The organism is Streptomyces sp. NPDC051567 (assembly GCF_044454165.1).
In the GTDB taxonomy this organism is placed as follows: Bacteria; Actinomycetota; Actinomycetes; order Streptomycetales; family Streptomycetaceae; genus Streptomyces.
In genome coordinates, this window is sequence record NZ_JBITDK010000025.1 from 1 (window position 1) to 25,117 (window position 25,117).

Annotated in this window: 22 protein-coding genes and 1 pseudogene; 14 read left to right on the forward strand and 9 right to left on the reverse strand. The window is 73.7% G+C overall.

The window, feature by feature from the left end; translation table 11 throughout:
- Positions 1-177 precede the first annotated feature (177 nt).
- Positions 178-663 carry a DUF456 domain-containing protein gene (locus tag ACIA5F_RS23820; RefSeq protein ID WP_399356152.1) on the reverse strand — a complete coding sequence of 162 codons (486 nt, stop codon included), beginning with the start codon at positions 661-663 and terminating at the stop codon, positions 178-180.
- Positions 664-687: 24 nt separating this feature from the next.
- Positions 688-1,665: a helix-turn-helix domain-containing protein gene (locus tag ACIA5F_RS23825; RefSeq protein ID WP_399356287.1), complete on the reverse strand. Its 978-nt coding sequence runs from the start codon at positions 1,663-1,665 to the stop codon at positions 688-690.
- Positions 1,666-2,055: 390 nt separating this feature from the next.
- On the opposite strand from ACIA5F_RS23825, the gene ACIA5F_RS23830 reads away from it, so the two are divergent.
- The gene (locus tag ACIA5F_RS23830; protein WP_399356154.1) at positions 2,056-3,402 is read left to right on the forward strand and encodes a protein phosphatase 2C domain-containing protein; all 1,347 of its coding nucleotides are present in this window, start codon (positions 2,056-2,058) and stop codon (positions 3,400-3,402) included.
- Positions 3,403-3,475: 73 nt separating this feature from the next.
- Complete coding sequence (locus ACIA5F_RS23835) at positions 3,476-5,218, forward strand: pyruvate dehydrogenase (protein WP_399356155.1); 1,743 nt, start codon at positions 3,476-3,478, stop codon at positions 5,216-5,218.
- An 82-nt stretch (positions 5,219-5,300) separates the two neighbouring features.
- Here the strand turns inward: ACIA5F_RS23835 and ACIA5F_RS23840 are convergent, their stop codons facing one another.
- Together ACIA5F_RS23840 and ACIA5F_RS23845 are read right to left on the reverse strand one after the other, a co-directional pair.
- Positions 5,301-5,510, reverse strand: a complete 210-nt coding sequence (locus ACIA5F_RS23840) for a DUF397 domain-containing protein (protein ID WP_399356157.1) — start codon at positions 5,508-5,510, stop codon at positions 5,301-5,303.
- On the reverse strand, positions 5,507-6,361 hold the full coding sequence (locus ACIA5F_RS23845) for a helix-turn-helix domain-containing protein (RefSeq protein WP_399356159.1): 855 nt from the start codon (positions 6,359-6,361) through the stop codon (positions 5,507-5,509). Before ACIA5F_RS23845 ends, ACIA5F_RS23840 begins: the two co-directional genes overlap by 4 nt.
- A gap of 186 nt (positions 6,362-6,547) precedes the next feature.
- Between ACIA5F_RS23845 and ACIA5F_RS23850 the strand changes: the two genes are divergently transcribed.
- The 5 genes and pseudogenes from ACIA5F_RS23850 to ACIA5F_RS23870 all read left to right on the forward strand — a co-directional run bounded on the left by ACIA5F_RS23850 (position 6,548) and on the right by ACIA5F_RS23870 (position 9,426).
- Positions 6,548-6,763, forward strand: a complete 216-nt coding sequence (locus ACIA5F_RS23850; RefSeq protein ID WP_399356161.1) for a hypothetical protein — start codon at positions 6,548-6,550, stop codon at positions 6,761-6,763.
- Positions 6,764-7,149: 386 nt separating this feature from the next.
- A complete protein-coding gene (locus ACIA5F_RS23855; RefSeq protein WP_399356163.1) occupies positions 7,150-7,278 on the forward strand; it encodes a hypothetical protein in 129 nt (42 codons plus the stop codon).
- 32 nt (positions 7,279-7,310) lie between these two features.
- The gene (locus ACIA5F_RS23860; RefSeq protein ID WP_399356165.1) at positions 7,311-8,405 is read left to right on the forward strand and encodes a methyltransferase domain-containing protein; all 1,095 of its coding nucleotides are present in this window, start codon (positions 7,311-7,313) and stop codon (positions 8,403-8,405) included.
- A 117-nt stretch (positions 8,406-8,522) separates the two neighbouring features.
- A pseudogene (locus ACIA5F_RS23865) lies at positions 8,523-8,804 on the forward strand (ubiquinone-dependent pyruvate dehydrogenase); the annotation flags it as partial.
- Between the two features lie 253 nt (positions 8,805-9,057).
- The gene (locus ACIA5F_RS23870) at positions 9,058-9,426 is read left to right on the forward strand and encodes an ATP-binding protein (protein ID WP_399356289.1); all 369 of its coding nucleotides are present in this window, start codon (positions 9,058-9,060) and stop codon (positions 9,424-9,426) included.
- Between the two features lie 75 nt (positions 9,427-9,501).
- Here ACIA5F_RS23870 and ACIA5F_RS23875 read toward each other — a convergent pair whose 3' ends face one another.
- Positions 9,502-10,590: a DUF2637 domain-containing protein gene (locus tag ACIA5F_RS23875; RefSeq protein ID WP_399356167.1), complete on the reverse strand. Its 1,089-nt coding sequence runs from the start codon at positions 10,588-10,590 to the stop codon at positions 9,502-9,504.
- 197 nt (positions 10,591-10,787) lie between these two features.
- A complete protein-coding gene (locus tag ACIA5F_RS23880; protein ID WP_399356169.1) occupies positions 10,788-11,663 on the reverse strand; it encodes a (2Fe-2S)-binding protein in 876 nt (291 codons plus the stop codon).
- 154 nt (positions 11,664-11,817) lie between these two features.
- Here ACIA5F_RS23880 and ACIA5F_RS23885 point away from each other — a divergent pair, with 154 nt between their 5' ends.
- Complete coding sequence (locus ACIA5F_RS23885) at positions 11,818-12,495, forward strand: GntR family transcriptional regulator (protein ID WP_399356291.1); 678 nt, start codon at positions 11,818-11,820, stop codon at positions 12,493-12,495.
- Between the two features lie 39 nt (positions 12,496-12,534).
- Here the strand turns inward: ACIA5F_RS23885 and ACIA5F_RS23890 are convergent, their stop codons facing one another.
- Both ACIA5F_RS23890 and ACIA5F_RS23895 read right to left on the reverse strand, forming a co-directional pair.
- A complete protein-coding gene (locus ACIA5F_RS23890) occupies positions 12,535-13,311 on the reverse strand; it encodes a hypothetical protein (RefSeq protein WP_399356293.1) in 777 nt (258 codons plus the stop codon).
- Positions 13,312-13,491: 180 nt separating this feature from the next.
- Positions 13,492-15,162 (reverse strand): PucR family transcriptional regulator, encoded by a 1,671-nt coding sequence (locus ACIA5F_RS23895; RefSeq protein ID WP_399356171.1) that lies wholly within the window; start codon positions 15,160-15,162, stop codon positions 13,492-13,494.
- A 297-nt stretch (positions 15,163-15,459) separates the two neighbouring features.
- On the opposite strand from ACIA5F_RS23895, the gene ACIA5F_RS23900 reads away from it, so the two are divergent.
- The 5 genes from ACIA5F_RS23900 to ACIA5F_RS23920 all read left to right on the forward strand — a co-directional run bounded on the left by ACIA5F_RS23900 (position 15,460) and on the right by ACIA5F_RS23920 (position 22,148).
- Entirely contained in the window at positions 15,460-16,356 is an 897-nt protein-coding gene (locus tag ACIA5F_RS23900; protein WP_399356173.1) for an FAD binding domain-containing protein, read from the forward strand.
- A 2-nt stretch (positions 16,357-16,358) separates the two neighbouring features.
- On the forward strand, positions 16,359-16,973 hold the full coding sequence (locus tag ACIA5F_RS23905) for a (2Fe-2S)-binding protein (RefSeq protein WP_399356177.1): 615 nt from the start codon (positions 16,359-16,361) through the stop codon (positions 16,971-16,973).
- 2 nt (positions 16,974-16,975) lie between these two features.
- Entirely contained in the window at positions 16,976-19,381 is a 2,406-nt protein-coding gene (locus ACIA5F_RS23910; RefSeq protein WP_399356179.1) for a xanthine dehydrogenase family protein molybdopterin-binding subunit, read from the forward strand.
- Between the two features lie 203 nt (positions 19,382-19,584).
- Entirely contained in the window at positions 19,585-20,787 is a 1,203-nt protein-coding gene (locus ACIA5F_RS23915) for an XdhC family protein (RefSeq protein ID WP_399356181.1), read from the forward strand.
- A 137-nt stretch (positions 20,788-20,924) separates the two neighbouring features.
- Positions 20,925-22,148: a GNAT family N-acetyltransferase gene (locus ACIA5F_RS23920; RefSeq protein WP_399356183.1), complete on the forward strand. Its 1,224-nt coding sequence runs from the start codon at positions 20,925-20,927 to the stop codon at positions 22,146-22,148.
- A 128-nt stretch (positions 22,149-22,276) separates the two neighbouring features.
- On the opposite strand, the gene ACIA5F_RS23925 is transcribed toward ACIA5F_RS23920, so the two are convergent.
- Positions 22,277-24,493, reverse strand: a complete 2,217-nt coding sequence (locus ACIA5F_RS23925; protein WP_399356185.1) for a germacradienol/geosmin synthase — start codon at positions 24,491-24,493, stop codon at positions 22,277-22,279.
- Positions 24,494-24,798: 305 nt separating this feature from the next.
- On the opposite strand from ACIA5F_RS23925, the gene ACIA5F_RS23930 reads away from it, so the two are divergent.
- Entirely contained in the window at positions 24,799-25,017 is a 219-nt protein-coding gene (locus tag ACIA5F_RS23930) for a hypothetical protein (RefSeq protein WP_399356187.1), read from the forward strand.
- Positions 25,018-25,117 lie beyond the last annotated feature (100 nt).

Genomic DNA, 25,117 nt, shown 5'->3' on the forward strand with positions numbered 1-25,117 from the left:
TGTGGGGGGTGGGGGGGGCGGGGGGCCGCGCCCGCCCGCGGGCGAGGCGCCCCCCCCCCCCCCCCCCCCGCCCGGGCGCGGGGGGGGGGGGGGCGGGGGCGCCCCCCCCCGCCCCCCGCCCCCGCGCCCCGCCCCTTGAGCGGATCGCACACCCCCCTCTCCGTCCCACCATGTCCCCTACGTCCACACCGCCACCCCCACCCACGCCGTCACCACCAGCAGGCACGCGAGCAGTTCCACCAGCACGCTCGTCCCGACCTCCCGCATCACCACCCGGGTGGACGCCCAGGCCTCGCCGTGACCGCGCAGCCGCAGCCGTTCGCAGAGGTAGACGCCGCCCACGAAACCCGGGACCGCCCCCACCACCGGGATCAGCACGAAGCCCAGTACCGCACCGGCGCCCGCGTACGCCGCCGTCCGGGTGGTCGCCCCGGCCACCCCCCGTATCCGGCGCGGGGGCAGCAGCCACTGCACCACCTGGACCACCAGCAGCAGGGCGGTCGCCGAGACCAGCAAGGTCCAGGACGGCGCCGATCGTTCGTGCAGCGCCCACCACACCAGCCCCGCCCACACCAGCCAGGTGCCCGGCACGCCCGGGACCAGGACGCCGACCACCCCGAGCAGCAGCACCAGCCCCACCAGCAGCGCCTGAGGCAGATCCATCTGCCCAGCGTGACCGACCGGCGGCTATCGGGCCACCCAGCCCCGTTCGTACGCGTGCCAGCCGAGCTGGAGCCGGGTCGTGACCCCGCACAGCTCCATCAGCCCCTTGACCCGGCGCTGGACCGTCCGCAGCCCCAGCTCCAGGTGTTTCGCCACGCGCGCGTCCGTCATCCCGGCCAGCAGCAGGGAGAGGATCTCCAGGTCCGTGGCGTCGGGCCCGCCCCCGGCCTGCTCGGGGGCGCCGGTCATGCCCAGGCGCAGCGGCAGCGACTCCCGCCACACCGCCTCGAAGAGGCCCGCCAACGACTCCAGCAGCCCCGACGCGTGCACCACCAGCGCCGCAGGCTCCGCCCCCCGCGCCGTCAGCGGGACCATCGCCAGCGACCGGTCCGCTATCACCAGCTTCGTCGGGACCTGCCGCGTCACCCGGACCCGCTCGCCCCGCGCCAGCGCCGTCGACACCTCCCGGACGCCCCGGGGCAGGGTCAGCACCTCCCGGTCGATCACCACCCGGTAGGCCACCCCCCGGACGGCGGCCCGTTCCTCCGCCTCGTTCGCCGCACCCGTCACCACCTGCGGGCGCCCGGTGACCAGCGCGCACACCTCCTCCACCGCGCCCAGCTGGAGCTGGTGGAAGCGGTGCGCCACCGCGCTCGCGCCCGTCACCACCTCCACCAGGTCGTGCACCGCGGGCTCGGCCGCCTCCACCCGGTACTCCCGCGCCAGCAGCGCCGCCGCCAGCTCCGCCTGCTCCAGCTCGTGCCGCTGCTGGGTGAGCAGGGCCCCGAGCGCGGCACCCGGCGGGGCCGCGACCCACCGGCCCGGCCGGGCCGAGGACTGCGCCGCCAGCCCGTGCCGCTCCAGATGACGCAGCGCCCGTTCGGTCTGGGGCACCGGCAGGGTCAGCCGGTGCGCGAGGTCGGGCACTTCCGCCACCCCCAGCGCCACCAGCGCGCGGTACGCGGACTCCTGCCCCTCGTCCAGGCCGATCGCACCCAGCAACCCGTCCACCCCCACTCTCCGTGCTGTTCCCGGCGGGAAGCGGCCACGGCGCGAACCCGCCCCCGCCATCATCGCCGTACCCGCCGCCTCTCCGCCAAGGCGATGCCACCGCAGTACCGGCAACCGCCTCCCGGCAGCCCTTTGCGCCGTAGCCACGCCGCGTAATGCGGCAGTTGGCGGGGATTGACCCGGGGGGAGTGATGCGCCCGGTATCGGATCTGATGCGAGATCTGATGCGGGTCTGTTGCCGGGTCCGGCGACGCGCACGGCGACGCGCACGGCGGTGGGGGTGGCCACCGAGGCCGGGGAAGGCCCACCGGGTAGCGGCCCGGCGGGCCCTTTTCCCGCGTTCACCACCCTTCGTCCCCCCGGGCGCCCGACAATGGGCGGATGAGTCAGCGGGGCGCGGACGACTGGTGGCAGAAGCTGTACGAGGACCCGGAGACGGGCGCCGGAGCCGACCCCGGGGACACCCTGGACCACCGGTTCCGCTCGGCGGTGGTGCTGGTCAAGGGCGAAGCGGGCACAGGGGAGCCGGTCAGGGGCGAACCAGGCAGGGGCGAGCCGGTCCCGCCGGAGTCGCGCCCGCCGGAGCCGGAGCCGCGCCTGCCGCGCCCCCGGCGCGTCCCGGCCCCCGTGACCGTCCCGCACGACCCGCCCGTACTGCCCGGCGCGCCCCCCGTACGCCGTGACCCCCGTTCGGCGGGGGAGACCGGGTACGCGCTCGGCCGGGTGACGGTGCCGCCCGCCGAACGGCCGGACGGCCCCGGAGCGGCGGACGGCCCCGCGACGGTGGCGGCCGGGCCTCCGCCGGCGCCACCCGGGCCCGCGCCGTCCGTCTCCCCGGCGGCGGACGCCACCCCCGGTACGGAGCCCGGCGGGCGCCCCGAGGTGCGCCACCTCGGCGACCGGGCCCCCACCTACGCCGCCGAGCCCGGCATCCTCCCGCCCGCCGACCCGGACGCCCTCGACGCCCTGACCCCCGACACGGTCCTGGACGGGGCCCGCTACGGGGGCGCGGTCCTGCGGACCGTCTCCTTCCGCGGGGACTCCGCCCGCTTCCGCGGCGAGGCCCGCCGCGACTTCCTGCTCACCGCCCGCTTCGGCACCGGAGCCGAAGCCCTGGTCCTGGTCGCCCTCGGCGGCGGGGACCGGGCCGCGCCCTGGGCCGCGGAGGCCGCCGCCGAGCTGTGCCGTTCGGTCGCGGCGGCCGTCGGGCGCAGCCGGGAGCACCTGGTGGACGACCTGCGCACCGGCCGCCGCGACGCCCTCCGCTCGGGCCTCCAGCGGCTCACCGACCGGGGGTACGGGCTGCTGCGGGCCCGCGCGGCGCAGCGGGGACTCACCGAGGAGGCGTACACGGCCGGGCTGCGCGGGCTGCTGCTCCCGGCCGACCCGAAGTGCCGCACCCGGGTCGGCTTCGGCGCCGGCTCGGGCGGGCTGTTCCGGCTCCGGGCGGGCCGCTGGGAGGACCTGGAGCCGGACGGGCCCGCCGCCCCGGAGCCGCACGGTGGCTTCCGTTTCCGCGCCTGCGTGGCCCGGCCGGGGGACACCCTGCTGCTCTGTTCCGGCGGGCTCGCGGCCCCGATGCGGGAGGAGGGGCTGCTCGCGGCCGAACTCGCGGCGCGCTGGGCGCTGCCGGAGCCGCCGGGCCTCGCCGCTTTCCTCGCGGACGTCCAGCTCCGCCTCAAGGGCTACGCCGACGACCGGACCGCCGCCGCGCTCTGGGAGGCGTAACCGCCGCACACGTGGCTGGATGGGAGGCGGACGCGACGGAGCGAGCGGACCGGCCGACCGGAAGGGGCCCCTCATGGCCAGGCAGAACGTGGCGGAGCAGTTCGTCGACATCCTCGTGCGCGCGGGTGTGCGGCGGATGTACGGGGTCGTCGGTGACAGCCTCAACCCCGTGGTCGACGCGATCCGCCGGACGGGCGGCATCGACTGGGTCCAGGTCCGCCACGAGGAGAGCGCCGCCTTCGCGGCCGGAGCCGAGGCCCAGATCACCGGCCGTCTCGCCGCCTGCGCGGGCTCCTGCGGCCCGGGCAACCTCCACCTGATCAACGGCCTCTACGACGCCCACCGCTCGATGGCCCCGGTCCTCGCCCTCGCCTCGCAGATCCCCTCCGCCGAGATCGGCCTCGGCTACTTCCAGGAGACCCACCCCGACCAGCTCTTCCGCGAGTGCAGCCACTACAGCGAACTCATCTCCCACCCCGCCCAGATGCCCCGGCTGCTCCAGACCGCCGTCCAGCACGCCGTGGGCCTCGGCGGGGTCAGCGTGGTCGCGCTGCCCGGGGACGTCGCCTCCCTGCCCGCCCCGGAGAAGGCCGCCGAATGCGCGCTGGTGACCGCGCGCCCCACCGTGCGGCCCGGCGACGGCGAGATCGAGAAGCTGGTCCGGCTCGTGGACGAGGCCGACAAGGTCACCCTCTTCTGCGGCAGCGGCACCGCCGGGGCGCACGCCGAGGTGATGGAGTTCGCGGGCCGCGTCAAGGCACCCGTCGGCCACGCCCTGCGCGGCAAGGAATTCATCCAGTACGACAACCCGTACGACGTCGGCATGAGCGGACTCCTCGGCTACGGCGCCGCCTACGAGGCCACCCACGAGTGCGACCTGCTGATCCTGCTCGGCACGGACTTCCCGTACAACGCGTTCCTCCCCGACGACGTGAAGATCGTCCAGGTGGACATCCGCCCCGAACGCCTCGGCCGCCGCTCCCAGCTCGAACTGGGGGTCTGGGGAGACGTACGGGAGACCCTGCGCGCCCTGAACACCCGGGTGCGGGCCAAGACGGACCGCCGCTTCCTGGACCGGATGCTGAAGAAGCACGCGGACACGCTGGAGGGGGTGGTGAAGGCGTACACGCGCAAGGTGGACAAGCACACGCCGATCCACCCCGAGTACGTGGCGGCCGTCCTCGACGAACTGGCCGACGAAGACGCCGTCTTCACCGTCGACACCGGGATGTGCAACGTGTGGGCGGCGCGCTACCTTTCCCCGAACGGCAAGCGGCGCATCATCGGCTCGTTCAGCCACGGCTCCATGGCCAACGCCCTCCCGCAGGCCATCGGCGCGCAGTTCACCGACCGGAACCGTCAAGTGGTGTCGATGTCGGGCGACGGCGGTTTCTCCATGCTGATGGGAGATTTCCTCACGCTGGTGCAGTACGACCTGCCCGTCAAAGTGGTGTTGTTCAACAACTCCGCCCTGGGGATGGTGGAGTTGGAGATGATGGTTTCCGGCCTGCCGTCCTACGGGACGACGAACAAGAACCCCGACTTCGCGGCGGTGGCCCGGGCGGCGGGTGCGTACGGGGTGCGGGTGGAGAAGCCCAAGCAGCTCACGGCGGCCCTGCGGGATGCTTTCCGGCACCCGGGTCCGGCCCTGGTGGACGTGGTCACCGACCCCAACGCGCTGTCGATCCCGCCCCGGATCAGTGCGGACATGGTGGCTGGTTTCGCACTGTCGGCGAGCAAGATCGTACTGACGGGCGGGGTCGGCAGAATGATCCAGATGGCCCGCTCCAACCTCCGCAACGTGCCACTTCCCTAGGACTGCTGGGCCTGCCGGCCTCCCCGGGCAAGGGGACGCCCGCTCCCCACGTGGTGGAAGCGGGCGCCCCGACGGCCGGTCGTCAGAGCCGGCCACCCTTGACGGCGTTCAGGAACACGCCCCAGTGGGAGTCGCCGAAGACGAGTGCCGGACCGGCGGGCACCTTGGAGTCACGGACGGGCACGGCGCCGCAGACGCCGTGGGCGACCTCCAGGCAGTTGGTAGCACCCTCGCTGTAGCTGCTCTTCGTCCAGATGAGTCCGGAGGCCGAGGAGTTCGAGATGACGGTCATTTCAGATCCTTCATGAGTGTTGCGATGAGGTCGGCCGATGCGTCGAACGGGAGGGCGTGGGCCCTGAGATGCTCGAAAGCACTCCCGTAGACCGACACATCTGCGGCGTTCTCAACATACAGAGCACTGGCCAGGTGCTCCACGAGCACGACGTCCAGGTCGGCGCTCTCGGGGAACCCCAGCACCGTGAACGGCCCACTCATCCCGGGGTGGGGAGGCGCGTCCAAGGGGAGGATCTGTATGGCGACGCTCGGGATGTCCATCAGGTCGAGCAGGTGGCGGAGCTGATCCCGCATCACCCTCGGGCCCAGTTTCGGATGGAGCGCGGCCTCGTGGAGGATCGCCCAGACCTCCAGCGGCGCGGGACGCGTCAGCACGGCCTGACGTCCCATGCGGACCTGTACGAGGGCCTCCACCTCTTCCGCCGTTGACGTCGGGTTGATGGCGCTCATCGTCGCCCGGGCATACGAGGCGGTCTGGAGCAGTCCGGTGATCAGCTGAGTCTGGTAGGAACGCAGGCTCTTCGCGTCCGCTTCCAGGCTGATCAGCTCCGCGTAGGCGGGCGAGATGATGTCGCGGTACGTCTGCCACCACCCGCGCCGTGCGCCGTCACGCGCCAGCGCGAGGAGGAGGTCCCGCTTGGCGACGTCCTCGACGGAGTAGGCGTCGAGCAGCGCGTTCAAGGCGTCCGGCTTGATGCCGAGTTGTCCCCGCTCCACGCGTGACAGTCGCGGCCCGTCGTAGCCGTGCCCGATCTGACGGGCGATGTCGTCCAGCTTCTGACCGGCCCGCTCCCGGAGGGTGCGAAGCTCCGCACCCAGCCGACGCCGGCGCACTGAGGGTGCGCTCATGGCCTCCCCTTTCCTTGTCGGCCTTCCGATGCCAGGTGGACGCATGTTTCCACAACCAGGGCCGCTCGGAGGCGAATATGCAATTTTGTAGATCTTGCTCAGGCAGTTGCAATGAATGCCCGTGAGTGCCAATCTGATTCCTGCAACCACTGAGCGTAGCAGCGCAGTTGCGGTGAGGAGTGACCCATGTCGTGCGAACCCGGCTCGACCGTCGAGGGCGAGAAGGACGAGGCCCCTACCTCGTTCCCGCCCATACCGCGGCCCGCTCGTGGTTGCGACGTGTGCGGCGCCCTGTTCGCGCAGTGGCTGCGCCTTCGTGATCCCCGCTCGGACGCGTACGACCGCGCCGAGGCGGCGGCGGTGGAACGCGAGATCCAACTCCACCCGCACGCGGGGGAGTAGCCGTGCCGGCCGGCTACCGCTACGACGAGGAGTTCCTCCAGGCACTCGAAGCCGCGATGTCGGCAAGGCGGCGAAAGGCGGAGGAAATCGAATGGCTGGCATCCGCATCGGATGCGGCCAGTACCGCGGCCCAGTGGGTGGGGGCCGCACCGGACTCGTGTGCCGAGTCCTCATAGACCCGCCGTCGGTCTGGTCGACGACGGTGGAGGGGCGGCAGAGCGCGGGTGCCGGTGAGGTCGGCCACCCGCCGCTCTGCCCGTTCCGGGCCGCCGCCCGTCAGGGTGGTGAGGCCGCGGACACCCGCTCCCGGTGGCTCCGGGGGCGGGTGTCCGCACGATGCGAAATCCGACGATCCGACGAGTTCGACGAAACGACAGGAGAACACCATGGCCGAGGGCAAGCACGCCGGAAAGCCGCAGGACAAGCCGTGGACGCCGCCGGAGGACAAGCCCAGCCCCGACACCGCCCGTCCGGTACCGCAGCCGTCCACCCCGTCCGCACCGGGCAAGAAGTGAACCGCGCGGTCTGCCGCACGGCACTGGAGACCATGGGACTGCTCCGGGAGGGATGGATCGCGTCCGCGTTCGACACCGTCGACCGGGAGGCGTTCGTCCCTTCGGCCCTGTGGCTGCCCACGCGGGACACCGAGGGCCTGTGGGAGTTCGTGGACCGTGACGTCGACGCCGAGGGGTGGGGGCGCGCCGTCTGGAACCCGCACCAGTCGGTGGTCACGCAGATGAACGACGGCCGCACGGCCCCGGAGGGCCCGGCGGCCGGCACCTTCACCTCGTCGGTCTCCGCGCCGGAGATCGTGCTGCGCAAGCTCCACCACCTGGGTCTCCAGGAGAACCATCGCGTCCTGGAGATCGGCACCGGCTCGGGGTACAACACGGCGTTGCTGTGCGAGCGGGTGACGCCGGGCCGGGTCACGTCCGTGGAGGTCGACGCGGAACTGGCCGTCCGAGCAGCGGACAACCTCGAATCGGCGGGCTACGCGCCGGAGCTGGTGCACGGTGACGGTCTCCTGGGGGCGCCGGGCAAGGCCCCGTTCGACCGGATCATCAGCACGGCCGCGGTCCGCCGCATCCCCCGCGCGTGGATCACGCAGACCGCACGCGGCGGGACGATCCTCACCCCGTTCGGCACGGCGTACAGCAATGCGGGACTGCTGGACCTGCGGGTGGACGACGGCATCGCGCACGGGCGGTTCGCGGGGGAGTCCTCGTTCATGTGGGTCCGCAGCGAACGGCCCACCGTCGACCTGCGCGTCCCCGAGGAGTCGCTCACGCGTCCGTCGCCGATCGCCCCTGAGCAAGTCCTCGGAGGGGGACACCTCCAGGACTTCGCCATCGGCCTCCAGGTGCCGGACGTCTCGTACTCGCACCGCGGAGAAGGAGAGGAGAGGAAGGTCCAGTTCGTGGACGAGGCCGGTACGTCGGCCACCATCGTCAGCTACGCCGACTGGTGGGCGGCGGAGGCGGTCCGCTCGTGGGGGCCGCGTGACCTCTGGGCGGAGGTGACGGCCGCCTGGACCTGGTACGAGGAACAGGACCGGCCCCACCTCACGCGCTTCGGCATCACGGCCGACGCGAGGGGCCGGCAGTTCTGGCTCGACGGACCGTACAACCCGGTGGGCGCGTAGCGCCCTGCCCGGCCACCGGTGTCAGCCCCGGTCGTCCTCGGCCGGCCGGGGCCCGCGAGGCCGCTCGCGCGTGAGATCCGCCGACCTTGCCCGGCACGGGACTCCCGTAAACGCCGGGGAGATTTCCTCACGCTGGTGCAGTACGGCCTGACCGTCAAAGTGGTGTTGTTCAACAACTCCCCCCTGAAAAGGGTGGAGTGGGAGCCGATGATTTCCGGCCTGCCGCCGTACGGGACGACGGACAGGAATCCCGACGTCGCGGCGGTGGGCCGCCCCGGATCGGTGCGGGGGATGCTGGCTGGTTCCGCACGGTCGGTGAGCGAGTTCGTACGGACGGGCGGTGTTGGCACACTGATCCAGATGGCCCGTTCCGGCCTCCGCGACGTGCCACTTCCGTGAGCCCGCAGGAGTGCGGCCCGGCCCCGGGGGCATGCATCCCGTAGGCCAGTTCGAGCAGGACGGACGCGGGAGGTACATCGCCGTGCGGATGGGGGCGAAGACCGGGAAACAGTGGGGGCGGGGAAGGCCCGACCCGTGCGGGGCGTCCGCCGGGGGCGGCTCCGCCGCTCCCGACGCGCTGCGGATCACCCGCAGCGTGCGCCGGGCGGACCTGAGGGCGGTGGGCGAGGTCCGGGGAGCGCTGCGGGAGCTGATGCGCCCCAGGTGTCGGCCCGACGCCACCGAGGCGGCGGAGCTGCTGGTCACCGAGCTGGTCACCAACGCCCTCGTCCACACCGGCCAGGGCGCGGAGGTGTCCGTGAGCCTCGCCGCGACCCGGCTGCGGGTGGAGGTCCGCGACTACGCCACCCGCCGGCCCCGCCCGTACGTACCGACCGTCGACGACGGTACGCACGGCCGCGGCCTGGTGCTGGTGGAGGCGCTCGCCGACACCTGGGGCGTGGACACCCCGCCGCTGGGCCGCGGCAAGGTGGTGTGGTTCGAACTCGAAGGCAAGGCGGGCGGTTCGTGCGACGCGTACGAGGCCACCTACGGCGGCACCTACGACGTGGGGCCCGCCTGAGGAGAGGCGGGCCCCACGTCGTAGGTCCGGATGTTGGTCCGGCTGGCCGTGCCGGCCGGGAGGGCCGGTCCGGGCTCAGCCGAACTGCTGCTCCAGGTCCTTCAGTTTGCGCTCCAGGGAGTCGAGTCGGGGAAGGGTCTGGGTGTCGTCCTCGGCGGTGAGGTCCACCGTCCGGGTCCCGGCCGCGGCCTCAGCCGGGTCGGTCCCGCCCACGGCCTGCAGGGAGAGCCGGCCGGGGGGAGCGGCCAGCGGTGACCTGGGGTACGGGGGCAGTTGTCCCGTTTCCGGTATGGCGGGCTCCGCGCCGACCGGCGCGGAGCCCGTCCCGGGGGCCAGCCCCGGCAGGTCGACCTGCCGGGCGCGGGCACGTCCGAACGCCCGGTGCTGGCGGCCCAGCGCCTTGATGTGGGCGCGGTCCAGACGGTGCTGCTCCCGCCTGCGGTGCCGGTCCTGTTCCTTCTCCTTCTTGTCCTCGCGCACCTCGTCCACGGCCTCGTCGAGGGTGCGCACCCCCTCCAGCAGCATGAGCGACCACGCGCCGAAGGTCTCCCGGGGCGCCCGCAGCCAGCGGACCATCCTGATCTGCGGCAACGGCCGCGGGATCAGGCCCTGTTCCCGCAGGGCCGCCCGGCGGGTCTGTTTCAGGGCCCGGTCGAAGAGGACCGCGGCCGAGAGCGACATCCCGGCGAAGAACTGCGGAGCGCCGTCGTGTCCCATGCCCCGTGGCGCGTGCACCCAGTTGAACCAGGCGGCGGCGCCCGCGAAGAGCCAGACCAGCAGCCGCGACCCGAGGGCCGCGTCCCCGTGGCTGGCCTCGCGGACGGCGAGCACCGAGCAGAACATGGCCGCGCCGTCGAGGCCGAACGGAACCAGGTACTCCCAGCCCCCGGAGAGGTTCAGGTTCTGCCGGCCGAAGCCGACCAGCCCGTGGAAGGAGAGCGCGGCGGCGACCGCCGCACAGCAGAAGAGCAGGACGTACGAGGCGCTCCCGTAGACGGCCTCCTTGCGGCGCCGCCGCTCCTCGCTGCGCTCCCAGGTGTCCTCGGCCGCTGCCTTCTCGCCTTCCCGCTTGCCCCGGGCCAGTACCGCAACTGCCGCAAGTACGCCCAGGATCAGCAGGCTGCCGGGCAGCAGCCAGTCCAGCGATATGTCGGTCAGTCTCATGCGGATGTCCCTTGCCTCTGCCTCGCGTATGCGGCTTTCCGGGCGTCATAGTGACGCAGCCGGTCCGCTCCGCACGCGGGTTTCGGGGCAAATGGACGCCAATGAGGGGCGGGTCCCGCCGGATAGGGTGTTGTCGCTCGAACTGGCACCCGTACGAGCCGGGTTGTGTTCGAGTGCGGCCACCCGTTCGGGTGGGTTCAGGCGGCGGCGGTGAGGCGCGCGACGCGGTCCGCGTCGCAGGTCCGGGGGCAGGTGACGCAGGTGTCCTCGGGCCGGATCGTGTAGAAGAAGCAGCAACTGGCCCGGTCCCGCGTGGGCAGCTCCCGCCCGCCGGGGCCCGTGAGCGTACGGAAGCCCGCGCCGCCCGTGTAGGGGGCCGCCCCGCCGGGCAGCAGCCCCTCCAGCCCGGCCATGGCCCGGTCCTCCTCGCCGAGCAGCTGCCCGATGTACCAGAGGCTCTCGACGACCTCGTCGGTGACCATGCCCCACAGGGCGCGGCGGCCCCGGCGCAGCCGCGGGCCGAAACCTTCCAGCACGGGCCCGAGGTGCTCGGCCACGGCGGTCCGCACCTCGTCGCGCAGCGCCTCCTCGCCGGGGACGACCCGGGCCCCGGGGAGGGCGGCGGCCGGATCGTCCGGCAGACAGGCGAAGCCCTCGACGCGTACGGACATCCGGCCGGTGGCCCGGTGGAAGGCCACCCCGGCGGCGGGCAGGCGGGGGACCCTGCGGTGCAGGAACCACGGGACGGTGAAGAGCAGGCAGGCGGGCCACGCGTACCGGTGCAGCCCGAAGGAGGCGATCACATCGGGGCGGCCCCGGCTCCCGTAGTCCCGCAGGACCTGGGCGTCGTCCCAGGCGAGGAAGGCGTCCAGGGCCGGTCCGCCGGCCGCCAGTTCGTCCGCTCCGACCCATCCCGCGCCCCGGGGTGCGGGCTCCTCCGGGGTCCGTTCCTCGATCCGCAGCCCGCCGAAGACCTCGGTCAGCCGGGCGTACGCGCCCGCCGTCGCGGAGGCGGGCGGGGCGTGCGGGGCGGGTCGGGGGGACGGCAGGGCGTGAGCGGCTGTGCCGGGCATGACGGACCACCGGATCGCGCGATTGTGGACAGGTAAGCCTTACCTTACCTGATCCCTGTCGATCCGTATCGTCACCGACCGTGCACCGTCAACTATTCTCGGGAGCGGTCGAAACCTGGAGGAGGACCGAGTGCGTGAAGCGGCCCGGACCCGGGTGCCGGCGGAACCGGTGGTCACAGCGGTGCGGTACGTGCCGGGACCACCGCGCAAGGTGTCGCGCCATTCGGTGCGCGGGCAGATCCTCGACGCCCTGCGCGCCGCACTGGTCGACGGGGAACTGGCGCCGGGGCAGATCTACTCGGGCCCGGTGCTGGGGGAGCGGTTCGGGGTCTCCGCGACCCCGGTGCGCGAGGCGATGCAGCAACTGGCCCTGGAGGGGGCGGTGGAGTGCCTCCCCAACCGGGGCTTCCGCGTCCTGTCCCGCACCCCCCGCGAGCTGGCCGAGCTGGCCGAGGTCCGGGCGCTGCTCGAAGTGCCGGTCATGCTCCGGCTGGCGCGGGCCGTCCCCGCGGACATCTGGGAGACCCTGCGCCCGGCGGCCTGCGCCACGGTCACGGCCGCGGCGGCGGGCGACCTGCCGGGCTACGCGGAGGCGGACCGGGCCTTCCACCGGGAGGTCCTCTCCCTGGCCGGCAACGGCCGGCTGGTCCAGGTGGCCGAGGAGCTCCACCGCCGCGCCCAGTGGCCCCTGCCGGGCGCCCCGCGCGTGCGCCGCGCCGACCTGGTCGCCGACGCGGCGGAACACTCGGCCCTGCTGGACGCGCTGATCGCGGGCGACCTCCCGGTGGTGGAGTCCCTCGTCCGCGAACACCTCGCCTGCTGCCCCGCCTGAACCCGGCCGCCTGAACCCGGCCGCCCGAACCCCGGGCCGTCAGGCACCCTCCGGCAGGGGGGCCGGCGCCGGGTGGAGCTGGTCCGCCAGCCAGGTCGGGATGCCGCCCAGCAGGTGGAAGAGGCGCCGCGCCTCCGCGCGCAGCCGGGCCGCCTCCGGTTCGGGCTCGGCCTCGGCCAGCGCGGCCAGCGCCGGGGCCGTGCCGATCAGGAAGCCCAGCTCCTCCCGGATGCGCAGGGACTCCGCGAAGCCCGAGCGGGCCTCGGCCACCTCGCCGTCCCGCAGGGCCAGCGCGGCCAGGTGCCGCCAGGTGAAGGAGAGCAGGAGCGTGTCCCCGTGGGCCAGGGCCCCTTCGTGCGCCCGCCGGTACGCGGGGCGGGCCGACTGCGGGGCGTCGGCCAGGTGTTCCGCGACCAGGCCGCGGCGGAAGTCCAGCAGCGGCCTGGTCCGCGACCCGGGGGCGAGCAGGGCCGCCGCCCGGCCCAGGGCCGAGCGGGCCTCGTCGGCCCGGTCGCGGACGCCGAGCACGGTGGCGGCGTAGGCCAGGTGGCCGCGTTCGCAGGCGGCGGCGCCGCGCTCGTCGTCTTCGCGCGCCACCGCCTCCGCGGTCCGCAGCGCGTCCTCGGCCTCCGCCCAGCCCCGGCCGGTGAACAGGCACCGCTCGCCCAGCAGCGCGGTCCGCTGCACGGCCGCTCCGGCGTTGCCCAGGTGCGGCGTCAGCAGGGCCGCCGCGTCGGTCCAACAGCCGCGTGAGCGCAGCCGCCATATCGCCCGCTGGAGGGGGTCGTCCCCCCCGGTAGTTCCGGCACCGGACATGGCGGTGTCCGCCACATTGCCCTCCCCAAAGCGACCGAGCGGCACATCATTGAGCCCTGGGGCGAAATGAGAGCACGAACAGCGGTGATCGGCCAAGGGGTCGGGTGAACATTTTCACAAAGTCCGGAGGCCTCGTCAGGCGTGGTGGGGCCGGTCCGGCGGGCGGCGGAGCGGATCTTCTCAGCTCATCCGCAGTGCCAGGAAGAAGTCGAGCTTGTCCTCCAGCCGGGACAGGTCCCGTCCCGTCAACTGCTCGATTCGCCCGACCCGGTAGCGCAGGGTGTTGACGTGCAGGTGCAGCCGGGCCGCGCACCGGGTCCACGAGCCGTCGCAGTCCAAGAACGCCTCCAGCGTCGGGATGAGCTCCGCGCGGTGGCGCCGGTCGTACTCCCGCAGCGGGTCCAGCAGCCGTGCGGTGAAGGCGCGGCGCACGTCGTCCGGCACGAACGGCAGCAGCAGCACGTGCGAGGCCAGCTCGTGGTGGCCCGCCGCGCAGACCCGGCCCGGCCGGGCCGCGGCGACCCGGCGGGCGTGCCGGGCCTCCTCCAGCGCCCCGCGCAGCCCCTCCGCGGAGTGCACGGCCGCGCTGACGCCCAGGGTGAGCCGGCCGTCGTCGGCCAGACCGGCCGCCAGGGGGCCCCGTACGGCCGCGAGCAGCTCGTCCGCGTGCAGGGCCGCGCCGGGCTCCTCGCCCTCCCCGGACGGCGCGGGCAGCGGGACGAGGGCGACGGCCTCGTCACCCAGGTGGGCCACCGCGATCCGGTCCGAGGGCTCGGGCCCCGGCAGGGACGGGTCGACGAGGATCTCCTCCAGCAGGGACTGGGCCACCGGGCCGCCGGGCACCGGGCCGTCCTCCCACTCGACCCGGGCCACCACGACCTGCCAGTGCGGGGCGGCGCCCAGCCCGGGCAGCAGCACCGGGGCCGCCACCCGCAGCCGGGCGGCGGTCTCGGCGGGCGCGGCGCCCGTCTGGACCAGCTCCAGCACCTCCTGGGCCAGACGGCGGCGGACGGTACGGGCCGCGTCGCGCCGGTCCCGCTCGACGGCGATCAGCTGGGTGACACCCTGGAGCAGGTCCAGGCGTTCGGCCGGCCAGTCGCCCGCGTCGGCCTCGACCGCCAGCAGCCAGTCGGACAGCACGCTCTCGCGCACGTCGCGCGCGGGCCGGCCGTCCGGTCCGCGGCCGTTCCCGCGGACCGGGAAGAGGGAGTAGGTGACACCCTGGACGGAGACCCGGTGCGGGCCCCTGCGGCCGGTGCGGACCGCCGCGAGGTGCTCGCCGGCCAGCGCCGCGCACACCGGCGGCGCCAGCGGCTCACCGGCCCCGGCGATCTGCCGGCCGGTGGGCGAGAGCACCCAGGCCCGCAGGTCGAGGTCGGTGGTGAGCAGGTCCAGGACGACCTCGGGTCCGCCGCCGGCCGGGCCCGAGGTCATCAGGCGCCGGTGGCGGTCCACGACGGCCGCGAGGTCCCCGGCGCGCTCGCCGGAGACCTGGCGCACCACGTGCTCCGTGATCGTGGCGAACGCGACGTCCTCGTCCACGGCGAAGAGCGGCAGCCGGCCGGCGCGGCAGGCCGCGACGAGATCGTCGGGGATGTCGCCCAGCTCCGCCTCGCCCGCCGCCAGGCCCGCCACCCCGGAGGCCGTGAGGATGCGGACGAACGGTTCGGAGTCGGCCGCGCTCCTGCGCCAGGCCAGGCCGGTCAGGACGAGCTCGCCCCCGGAGAGGTACCGGCTGGGGTCGCGCAGATCGGTCGTCATGACCCCGCGGACCGTCCGGTCGAGCTCGTCCTCGCCGCCCAGCAGCCGCAGCCCCAGGGCCTCGGTTTCCAGCAGTGCGCGAAGCCGCACGATGTCGCCGCCGATCTGTCTCGAATGGTGCCGTCGAAAATCGGGCAGGTTGTCGCATCCTGCCTTTCATACGAATCTACAAGACGGGAGAGGGGGCCAGCCAACTCCTTCATGGTTTCGGTGACTGCACCCGGCGGACGGGGGCTTGTCTACTGGCTCCCCACCGGGCCGGCGTCCCCGGGCCGACCCGACAACATACGACGCACCGGGCACGACGCACCGCACGACCCTCTCGACCGGGCCGACCCGGTCGAGAGGACGAGAAGGACGAGAAGGACGAGAAGAAGAGAGCCGCGCATGGACTTCCTTCGCCCCGCCAGCTGGGGGGAGGCACTCGCCGCCAAGGCGGAGTTCCCCACGGCCGTGCCGATCGCGGGCGGCACCGACGTGATGGTCGAGATCAACTTCGACCACCGCCGGCCGGAGCACCTCCTGGACCTCAACCGCATCGGCCCGCTGGGGGAGTGGGAGGTCGGCGAGGACGTGGTCCGGCTGGGCGCCTGCGTCCCGTACACGCGGATCATCGAGAACCTGCGCACCGAGCTGCCGGGGCTCGCGCTCGCCTCGCACACCGTCGCCTCCCCGCAGATCCGCAACCGCGGCAGCGTCGGCGGCAACCTGGGCTGCGCCTCGCCCGCCGGAGACTGCCACCCCGCGCTCCTCGCGGCCGGGGCCGAGGTCGAGGCGGAATCCGTCCGGGGCTCCCGGCTGATCCCGATCGACGCCTTCTACACCGGGGTCAAACGCAACGCGCTGGCCCCCGACGAGCTGATCAGGGCCGTCCACGTCCACAAGGCGGACGGCCCCCAGCAGTACTCCAAGGTCGGCTCCCGCAACGCGATGGTCATCGCGGTCTGCGCCTTCGGCCTGGCGCTGCACCCGCGGACCCGCACGGTCCGCACCGGCATCGGTTCGGCGGCGCCGACACCCGTCCGGGCGAAGACCGCCGAGGAGTTCCTGAACGCCGCGCTCGAAGAGGGCGGCTTCTGGGAGTCCGGCCGGGTCCTCACCCCCTCGATCGCCACCCGGTTCGGCGACCTCGCCTCCGGCGCGGCCAACCCGATCGACGACGTCCGCGGCACGGCGAAGTACCGCCGGCACGCGATCGCCGTCCTGGCCCGCCGCCAGCTGGTCTGGACGTGGGAGCAGTACCGCGGTACCGGAAACGGCCGCCCGTCCGAAGGGGCTGCGTAACGATGCGCGTCAATTTCACCGTCAACGGCCGGCCGCAGGAGGCCGACGACGTCTGGGAGGGCGAGTCCCTCCTCTACGTGCTGCGGGAGCGGCTGGGCCTGCCGGGCTCCAAGAACGCCTGCGAGCAGGGCGAGTGCGGCTCCTGCACCGTCCGTCTCGACGGCGTCCCGGTCTGCTCCTGCCTGGTCGCCGCCGGACAGGTCGAGGGCCGCGACGTGGTGACCGTCGAGGGCCTCGCCGAGTTCGCCGGGCGGCGCGAGGAGCACGGCCGCGGCGGGGCCGGTGGCCCCGGCGGCGGCCGCGGCACGGAAGGCGTCCCCCTGGACGCGGCCAGGCGCTGGTCGGCCCACGGCCCCGGCGCGGGCGGCCCGCGCCCCGGCGGGGGCGCGGAACTCTCCGCCGTCCAGCAGGCGTTCATCGACGCGGGCGCCGTGCAGTGCGGCTTCTGCACCCCGGGCCTGCTGGTCCAGGCCGACGCGCTGCTGGAGGCCGACCCCGACCCGTCCGACCAGGACATCCGGGAGGCCCTCTCCGGCAACCTCTGCCGCTGCACGGGCTACGAGAAGATCCTCGACGCGGTCCGCCTCGCGGCGGCCCGCCAGGGAAAGGACCGCTGACCATGGCCCAGGAGACGCGCGCGGTCCCGGCGGGCACCCCGACCGGCGTCACGCAGAAGCACCCCAAGGGCGGCATCGGCGAGTCCACGCTCCGCCCGGACGGCATCCTCAAGGTCACCGGCGAGTTCGCGTACTCCTCGGACATGTGGCACGAGGACATGCTCTGGGGCCACACCCTGCGCTCCACCGTCGCCCACGCCGAGATCGTCTCCATGGACCTCTCCGGGGCCCTCGCGCTGCCCGGGGTCCACGCCGTGCTCACCTACGAGGACCTGCCCACCCCGGTGACCCACTACGGCCTGGAGATCCAGGACACCCCGGTCCTCGCCCACGGCCGGGTGCGCCACCACGGCGAGCCGGTCGCCCTCGTGGCCGCCGACCACCCGGAGACCGCCCGCCGCGCCGCCGCCAGGATCAGGATCGACTACCGCGAGCTGCCGCTCGTCACCGACGAGGCGTCCGCCCTCGCCGAGGGCGCGCCGCTGCTCCACGAGGGCCGCGACGACCACCACATCGGCCACGTCCCGCACCCCAACATCGTCCACCGCCAGCCCATCGTCCGCGGCGACGCGGCGGCGGCCCGCGAGCGCGCCGACGTCGTCGTCCGGGGCGAGTACACCTTCGGCATGCAGGACCAGGCCTTCCTCGGCCCCGAGTCCGGCCTCGCCGTGCCGGGCGAGGACGGCGGCGTGGACCTCTACGTCGCCACCCAGTGGCTCCACTCGGACCGCCGGCAGATCGCCCCCGTCCTCGGGCTCCCCGAGGAGAAGGTGCGCATGACGCTCTCCGGCGTCGGCGGCGCCTTCGGCGGCCGTGAGGACCTCTCGATGCAGATCCACGCCTGCCTCCTGGCGCTGCGCACGGGCCGGCCCGTGAAGATGGTCTACAACCGGTTCGAGTCCTTCTTCGGCCATGTCCACCGCCACCCGGCCAAGCTCTCCTACGAGCACGGCGCCACCAGGGACGGCAAGCTCACGCACGTGAAGTGCCGGATCGTGCTCGACGGCGGCGCCTACGCCTCCGCCTCCCCGGCCGTCGTCGGCAACGCCTCCTCCCTCTCCGTCGGCCCCTACGCCGTGGACGACGTCGACATCGAGGCCATCGCCCTCTACACCAACAACCCGCCCTGCGGCGCGATGCGCGGCTTCGGCGCCGTCCAGGCGTGTTTCGCGTACGAGGCCCAGATGGACAAGGTCGCGGCGGAGCTCGGCATGGACCCGGTCGAGTTCCGGCAGCTCAACGCCATGGAGAGGGGCACGGTCATGCCCACCGGCCAGGTCGTGGACTCCCCGGCGCCCGTCGCCGAGCTGCTGCGCCGGGTCAAGGCCCGCCCGCTGCCGCCGGAGCGCCAGTGGGAGAGCGCGGGCGAGGGCCCGGACATCCGCGCGCTGCCCGGCGGCCTCTCCAACACCACCCACGGCGAGGGCGTCGTCCGGGGCGTCGGCTACGCGGTCGGCATCAAGAACGTCGGCTTCTCCGAGGGCTTCGACGACTACTCCACCGCCCGGGTGCGCCTGGAGGTCGTGGGCGGCGAGGCCGTCGCGACGGTCCACACGGCCATGGCGGAGGTCGGCCAGGGCGGGGTCACCGTCCACGCGCAGATCGCCCGTACGGAGCTGGGCGTCACCCAGGTGACCATCCTCCCGGCCGACACCCGGGTCGGCTCCGCCGGGTCCACCTCCGCCTCGCGGCAGACGTACGTGACCGGCGGCGCGGTGAAGCACGCCTGCGAGGCCGTCCGGGAACGGGTCCTGGAGATCGGGCGCCGCAAGAAGGGCTCCTACCACCCGGCGTGGGCCACCGCCGAACTGCTGCTGGAGGACGGCAAGGTCGTCACCGACGGCGGCGAGGTCCTCGCGGAGCTGGCCGAGGTGCTGGAGGACGAGGAGGCGATCGACCTGGAGCTGGAGTGGCGCCCCCGCCGGACCGTCGCGTTCGACCCGGTCACCGGCCAGGGCGGCGGCCACATCCAGTACATCTTCGCCGCCCACCGCGCGGTGGTCGAGGTGGACACCGAACTGGGCCTGGTCAAGGTGGTCGAGCTGGCCACCGCGCAGGACGTCGGCAAGGCGCTGAACATGCTCTCCGTCGTCGGCCAGATCCAGGGCGGCTCCCTCCAGGGCCTCGGCATGGCGATCATGGAAGAGATCATCGTGGACCCGAAGACCGCGAAGGTCCGCAACCCCTCCTTCACGGACTACCTGATCCCCACCGTCCTCGACACCCCGGCCCTCCCGGTCGACGTCCTGGAACTCGCCGACCCGAACGCGCCGTACGGCCTGCGCGGCGTCGGCGAGGCCCCGAGCCTCTCCTCCACCCCGGCCATCCTCGCGGCGATCCGGCAGGCGACCGGTGTGGCGATCGACCGGACCCCGGTCCGCCCGGAGGCGCTCACCGGGACCCTGTAGCTCCTTGAGGACGCCGGGGCCCCCGACCGGCTCCGGGAGGTCCACCGGCTCCGGGGCCCCGCCCGTCCGGCGCGTCCGGTGTCGCCGCAGGTGTGATCTCCTACAAGGCGATCAAGGTCGCACGTACGACCGCGCACCTCCCGCATCCGGGACCCGGCACCGGGACCCGGCACCGCACCCGAACCCCTCCGAGGAGGCCCACCGTGCTGGACATCGCCGAAGAACTGGACCGGTGGGTGGGGCAGGGACGCGACTTCGCCGTCGCCACGGTCGTGGCCGTCGGCGGCAGCGCGCCCCGCCAGCCCGGGGCCGCCCTCGCCGTCGACCGCGAGGGCACGGCCGTCGGATCGGTGTCCGGCGGATGCGTGGAGGGCGCGGTGTACGAGCTGTGCCGGCAGGCGCTGGAGGACGGCGAGAGCGTCCGGGAGAGCTTCGGCTACAGCGACGACGACGCCTTCGCGGTAGGCCTGACCTGCGGTGGAACCATCGACATCCTCGTCACCCCGGTCCCGGTCGGCGCGCCCGCGCGGGAGGTGATCGCCGCCGGCCTGGCCGCCGCCGCGCGGGGGGAGGCGGCGGCCGTCGCCCGGATCGCCGAGGGCCCGGCGCAGCTCAGGGGCGGCGCCCTGCTGGTCCACCCGGACGGCTCGTACGAGGGCACGCTCGGCGGCCACCGGCCGCCGGACGGCTCCGGTCCAGCCCTGGGCGGACACCCCGCGCTGGACCGCGCCGTCGCCGCGGAGGCCCGCGCCATGCTCGACGCGGGCCGTACCGGCGTCCTGGAGCTCGGCGCCGACGGCCGGCTCTGCGGCGAGCCGCTCACGGTGCTCGTCGAGTCCAGCGTCCCGCCCCCGCGCATGATCGTCTTCGGTGCCATCGACTTCGCCGCCGCCCTGGTGCGGATCGGCGTCTTCCTCGGCTACCGGGTGACCGTGTGCGACGCGCGGCCCGTGTTCGCCACGAGGAACCGTTTCCCCGAGGCGCACGAGATCGTCGTCGACTGGCCGCACCGCTACCTGGCGGCCCAGTCCGCGGCGGGCGGCGTGGACGGCCGGACCGTCCTGTGCGTCCTCACCCACGACGCCAAGTTCGACGTCCCGCTCCTCGAACTGGCCCTGCGGCTCCCCGTCGCCTACGTCGGAGCCATGGGCTCCCGCCGCACCCACGAGGACCGCGACGCGCGGCTGCGCGCGGCGGGCGTCGGCGAACTCGAACGGGCCCGGCTCCGCTCCCCGATCGGCCTGGACCTCGGCGCCCGCACCCCGGAGGAGACCGCGCTCTCCATCGCCGCCGAGATCGTCGCCGTCCGGCGCGGCGGCACCGGCGCCGCCCTCACCGGCGCGCGCGTCCCGATCCACCCGGACACCGCGGGCCCGGTGACGGGCCGGATCGGCTCCGTCGCCTGAAGCGGCGGTCCCGCCCTCCGGCGGGCGGGGTCCGCTGCCGGGCGGCCGGAGTTCCCGGTGGCCGGATTTCGCCCAGGAGCACCGGAATCCGCACAAATGAGATGACCGTCCCCGGCCCGCCGATTAGTCTCCGGATCATGGTGGACATCCGTGAGGTACCCGAGGCCGACATCGACCGCGCGGCGGAACTCTCCTACCTGGTCTTCCACGAACGGCCGGAGAAGGAGGAGCGGGAGAAGCACCGCGCGACGCTGGCGCGCTGCGAGCGGATCGGCGCCTACGACGGCGACACCCTGGTCGGCTTCGTGGCCGCGCACGACTTCCGGCTCTCGGTGCCCGGGGCCGACCTGCCCTGCCCCGGCCTCACCTTCGTCTCCGTCGCCCCCACCCACCGCAGACGGGGCGTGCTGACCGCGCTGATGGACGAGGTCCTGCGGCGGACCGGGGCCGCGGGCACCCCCCTCGTCGCGCTCTGGGCCTCCGAGGCCGCCATCTACGGCCGCTTCGGCTTCGGCGCCGCCACCCAGGGCGTCACCGTCGAGATCGACTCCACCCGCCCGCTGGCCCTGCGCGTGGACCCGGACCCGCGCCCGCTGCGGCTGGTCGACCCCGAGGACGCGCCCACCGTGATCGGGCCCTGCCACGAGGCCGCCCGCGCCTCCCGGGCCGGCCGTCCGACCCGCGGCCCCGAACGCTGGCGGGGTGAGTGGCTCAGCGAACAGGACGCGTTCGACGAGGAGCTGAGCCCGCCCCGGATCGCCGTCCTGGGCGACCCGGTCGCCGGATACGTCCTCTACCGGACCAAGCCCGAGGACGACGGCGGCCTTGTCCGCACCCCGGGCCTGGTGCGCGTGGACGAGCTGGAGGCGCGGAGCCCGGCGGTCGCCGCCGCCCTGTGGCAGTACGTGGCCTCCCTCGACCTCACCGGCAAGGTCTCCGCCTGGGGCCGCCCGGCCGACGACCCGCTGCTGCACTTCGCCGCCGACCGGGACCAGGTCCGCGTCACCGCCCAGTTCCCGGCGCTGTGGCTGCGCCTGGCCGACGTACGGGCCGCGCTGACCGCGCGCTCCTGGGCCGCGCCGGTGGAACGGGTCCTGGAGCTGACCGACGTACGGGTCCCCGCCAACGCCGGGCGGTTCCGGCTCAGGGCCGGGCCGGACGGGGCGGCGTACGAACGGACCGGGGACGCCCCCGACCTGGTCCTGGACGTACGGGAGCTGGCCGCCTGCTACCTGGGCGGGACCCGCGCGGCCGAGCTGGCCGCCGCCGGACTGGTGGACGAGCGCACCCCCGGCGCGGCGGAGGAACTGGACGCGGCCCTGCGGACCCCGCTCCTGCCCCACACCGCCGACGAGTTCTGAGCCCTGCGGGTGCGGGCAACGGGCGGACGGCGGCGGGTGCGGGGACGGCGGCGGCGGGTGCGGGACCGGCCTTCGCCGGGCCCCGCACCCGTGGCCCCCACCGCCGTCCCCGGGCGGTGGCGGCCCGCTCAGTGGGGCAGTGAGATCCGGGCCGCCGCCATGGCGAAGTCCGGGGCCCAGACGCCCGTCGAGAGCGCGTCGGGCTGCCGGTGCAGGTCCTCGGGGCGGTAACGGCGGCACTTCTGGTGCCAGTTGAGGATTCCGGCGATCCAGTCCTTGAGCTCGCCCACGTACGCGTCGAGCCCCTGCCTGGCCTCCGGGTCCAGCTTCCAGTCGTCGTAGAGCACCGGAAGCTGGTCGGCGACGATGTGCTCGAACTCCTCGACGCGCCGCGTCATCAGCGTGTGGCAGATGTGCAGCGCCTCCGGGTAGCCGATGTCGAAGAAGTTGCGGGTGACGACGATGTAGTTGTGCACCTCACCCTCGACCTCCACCTCCTTCTGGTACGAGAAGATGTCGTTGATCATGCAGGCGGCGTCGGCCACCGCGTTCTCCAGGGCGCGGATGGTCCCGGAGGCGTAGATCTCTTCGGGGATGCCCCGGCCCGCCAGGCCGAGCCGGCACAGGTACATCGTGAGGTACGTGCCGAAGGTGTTGCGGCGCATCTCCGCGTAGTCCACCGGGTCCGGGATGCGGTTCTGGATCTGGTTCTCCACCTCCCACAGCCAGCTCTCCAGCATGCTGACCAGGGTGGCCCGGAACTCGGTGCGCACCTGCGTGGACATCCCGGCCGAGGTGCGCACCCACAGCTCGCCCAGGGCCCGTTCCATCGCGGTGACCGGCAGCGCCTGCTCGGCGTGGTCGACCGGGATCATCGCGATCAGCCGCGTCGTGGCCGCCTTGGCCGCAGGAAGGTTCTTGGCCTGGGCGAACACCACCGGGTAGTAGTCGTCCCCGTAGGTGCCCCAGGTCAGCCAGCACGCGTTGAGGGTGAGCGCCTCGGGGGTGGCGTCGGGGTCGATCCCGGCCGAGCAGAGCGCGAAGTCGTAGCCGCGCATCTTCTCCTCGGTCCAGATGGCCGAGCCGGGGTCGCCGGGCTGCGGGTCCAGCAGGCCCGTGCGCCGGGCCCAGGCCACCGAGCCCTCGCGGGCGTGGTCCAGGTGCGGGCTGAGCGTGAGCGGGAACGGGACGTAGAGCTCCGGGATCACGGACGGGCCGGTGCGCTCGAAGGGGACGTGGGTGAAGGTCCGGCGGCGCAGGTCCATCGAGCGCCGGGTGAAGACGGAGCCCAGGTCGAGGGCGGTGGTGCCGAGACCGCTGGGCAGGAACGGCAGGGTGAGCGGGGTGGTGGACCGCGCTTCCTTGTTCATGTAGCGGCTGGAGACCATGTGCCACTCGTGGCCGCCGGACTGCCAGTCCTGGAGCCCCTTGGCGTAGGCGAGGACGGCCGCGATCTCCGCCGGGTTCATCGCGTGGTCGGCGAAGAGCTGGGGGAGTTCGACGAGGGCGGTCTGCTCGAACTGCTGGAGCCGCGAGGTGAGCAGGTCGTTGGAGGCGTCGGCGGCCTCCTGGGTGGTGCAGTCGAGGAAGGTCTCCAGGACCAGGATCGCGTTGGAGAGCTCTCCCTCGTCGCTGACCTCGCGCTCGTAGGAGAAGATGTCGTTCCTGATGTGCACGGCGTCGGAGAAGGCGTCCCGCAGCACCCCGAGCGGGCGCGAGTGCGCGACCCGCGCCGGGACCTCCGCCGAGACGTACTCGATCAGACCGGCCGACCAGGGGGCCCCGCCCACCTTGCGGCGCATCTCGATGTATTCGAGCGGGTTGGCCACCCGCCCGATGTGGATGTTGGCCAGCTCCCACATCGACTCGTTCAGCAGGTTCCGGGTGGACACGGAGAACCGTTCCCGCCAGTCGGCGGACATCGCCGGCACGGTCCGCGCCCACAGGTCCGCGAGCCCCGCCTCGACCGGGTTGGTGGGCTCGGGGAAACCGTCGGCCAGGTGCGCCGGCATGAAGGCGGCGAGCTTGTCGAGGTACTCCTTGGCGCCGTCCCGGTCCTGGGAGCGCTTGTACATCTCCAGGAAGTGGTCGTCGAAGAAGAACACCCAGACGTACCAGTCGGTGACCAGGGACAGCGCCTCGCTGTCGCAGTCGGGGTGGGTGTACGCGCAGAGCAGGGCGTAGTCGTGCGAGTCGAGGTCGCTCTCCTCCCAGACGCCGGAACCCTCCAGCATCCCGAGGCCGCGCGCCCACTTCTTGGTGTGGACCCGCGCGTCTTCGAGGTGGGGGTTCAGTCGCGCCGGATAAGGCACATAGAAATCCGGCAGTTGGAACGGCTGCGTCACGGCGGGGTCGGCCTTTCGTCTGTCTTCTCACAGAAGGGCGCGGGGGCCGGGTCACCCCCAGGCCCCCGCACGAGATCAGCACTGCTCCTACCCCTGGTTCGGGTGGGCTAAGGGGGAGTTCACTGGTTCAGGTGACACAAGCATCTTTTTGTGGCGCTGCGGCCCGTGAGGGGCTAAAGGGGTTTCTGGCCCCTTGGGCCGGGGGTTCCCGGATGGCCCGCCCCGGAGTGTCATGGCATGGGGGAAATGTCTGGCAGGGATAGTTTTGCCCGGGTAGGTGGTTCCGGCGTTCCGGGAGGACACTCGTGGCGATCGATCTGGACAAGGTGCTCGACAAGGCGTGGGCCGACAAGCCGTTGGCCGAGGTGCTCGCGGCGCCCGTGGCCGCGCTGAAGGGGGTCTCCGACAAGGACGGTGAGCTCCTGCACGAAGCCTTCGGGGTGAAGACCGTCGGGGACTTCGGTCAGCTCAAGTTCGCGCGGTGGGCGCAGGCGCTCGTCGCGCTGAACGCGACCACCAAGTAGGCGGACCAGGACCCCCGGCCCCCGGCACACCCGGACCGGCCCCCGCGCACCCGGCGCGTCCGCACCTGACGCGCGAAGGCCGCCGCGCCCGTCCCCCACG

Bases quoted from the DNA above. Each gene is read 5' to 3' on its own strand.
- ACIA5F_RS23875 (WP_399356167.1), bottom strand. From the start codon at position 10,590: ATGAGACTGACCGACATATCGCTGGACTGGCTGCTGCCCGGCAGCCTG.
- ACIA5F_RS23880 (WP_399356169.1), bottom strand. From the start codon at position 11,663: ATGCCCGGCACAGCCGCTCACGCCCTGCCGTCCCCCCGACCCGCCCCG.
- ACIA5F_RS23835 (WP_399356155.1), top strand. From the start codon at position 3,476: ATGGCCAGGCAGAACGTGGCGGAGCAGTTCGTCGACATCCTCGTGCGC.
- ACIA5F_RS23820 (WP_399356152.1), bottom strand. From the start codon at position 663: ATGGATCTGCCTCAGGCGCTGCTGGTGGGGCTGGTGCTGCTGCTCGGG.
- ACIA5F_RS23900 (WP_399356173.1), top strand. From the start codon at position 15,460: ATGGACTTCCTTCGCCCCGCCAGCTGGGGGGAGGCACTCGCCGCCAAG.
- ACIA5F_RS23920 (WP_399356183.1), top strand. From the start codon at position 20,925: ATGGTGGACATCCGTGAGGTACCCGAGGCCGACATCGACCGCGCGGCG.
- ACIA5F_RS23850 (WP_399356161.1), top strand. From the start codon at position 6,548: ATGTCGTGCGAACCCGGCTCGACCGTCGAGGGCGAGAAGGACGAGGCC.
- ACIA5F_RS23890 (WP_399356293.1), bottom strand. From the start codon at position 13,311: ATGTCCGGTGCCGGAACTACCGGGGGGGACGACCCCCTCCAGCGGGCG.
- ACIA5F_RS23830 (WP_399356154.1), top strand. From the start codon at position 2,056: ATGAGTCAGCGGGGCGCGGACGACTGGTGGCAGAAGCTGTACGAGGAC.
- ACIA5F_RS23840 (WP_399356157.1), bottom strand. From the start codon at position 5,510: ATGACCGTCATCTCGAACTCCTCGGCCTCCGGACTCATCTGGACGAAG.
- ACIA5F_RS23845 (WP_399356159.1), bottom strand. From the start codon at position 6,361: ATGAGCGCACCCTCAGTGCGCCGGCGTCGGCTGGGTGCGGAGCTTCGC.
- ACIA5F_RS23905 (WP_399356177.1), top strand. From the start codon at position 16,359: ATGCGCGTCAATTTCACCGTCAACGGCCGGCCGCAGGAGGCCGACGAC.
- ACIA5F_RS23910 (WP_399356179.1), top strand. From the start codon at position 16,976: ATGGCCCAGGAGACGCGCGCGGTCCCGGCGGGCACCCCGACCGGCGTC.
- ACIA5F_RS23855 (WP_399356163.1), top strand. From the start codon at position 7,150: ATGGCCGAGGGCAAGCACGCCGGAAAGCCGCAGGACAAGCCGTGGACG.
- ACIA5F_RS23870 (WP_399356289.1), top strand. From the start codon at position 9,058: ATGCGCCCCAGGTGTCGGCCCGACGCCACCGAGGCGGCGGAGCTGCTG.
- ACIA5F_RS23860 (WP_399356165.1), top strand. From the start codon at position 7,311: ATGGGACTGCTCCGGGAGGGATGGATCGCGTCCGCGTTCGACACCGTC.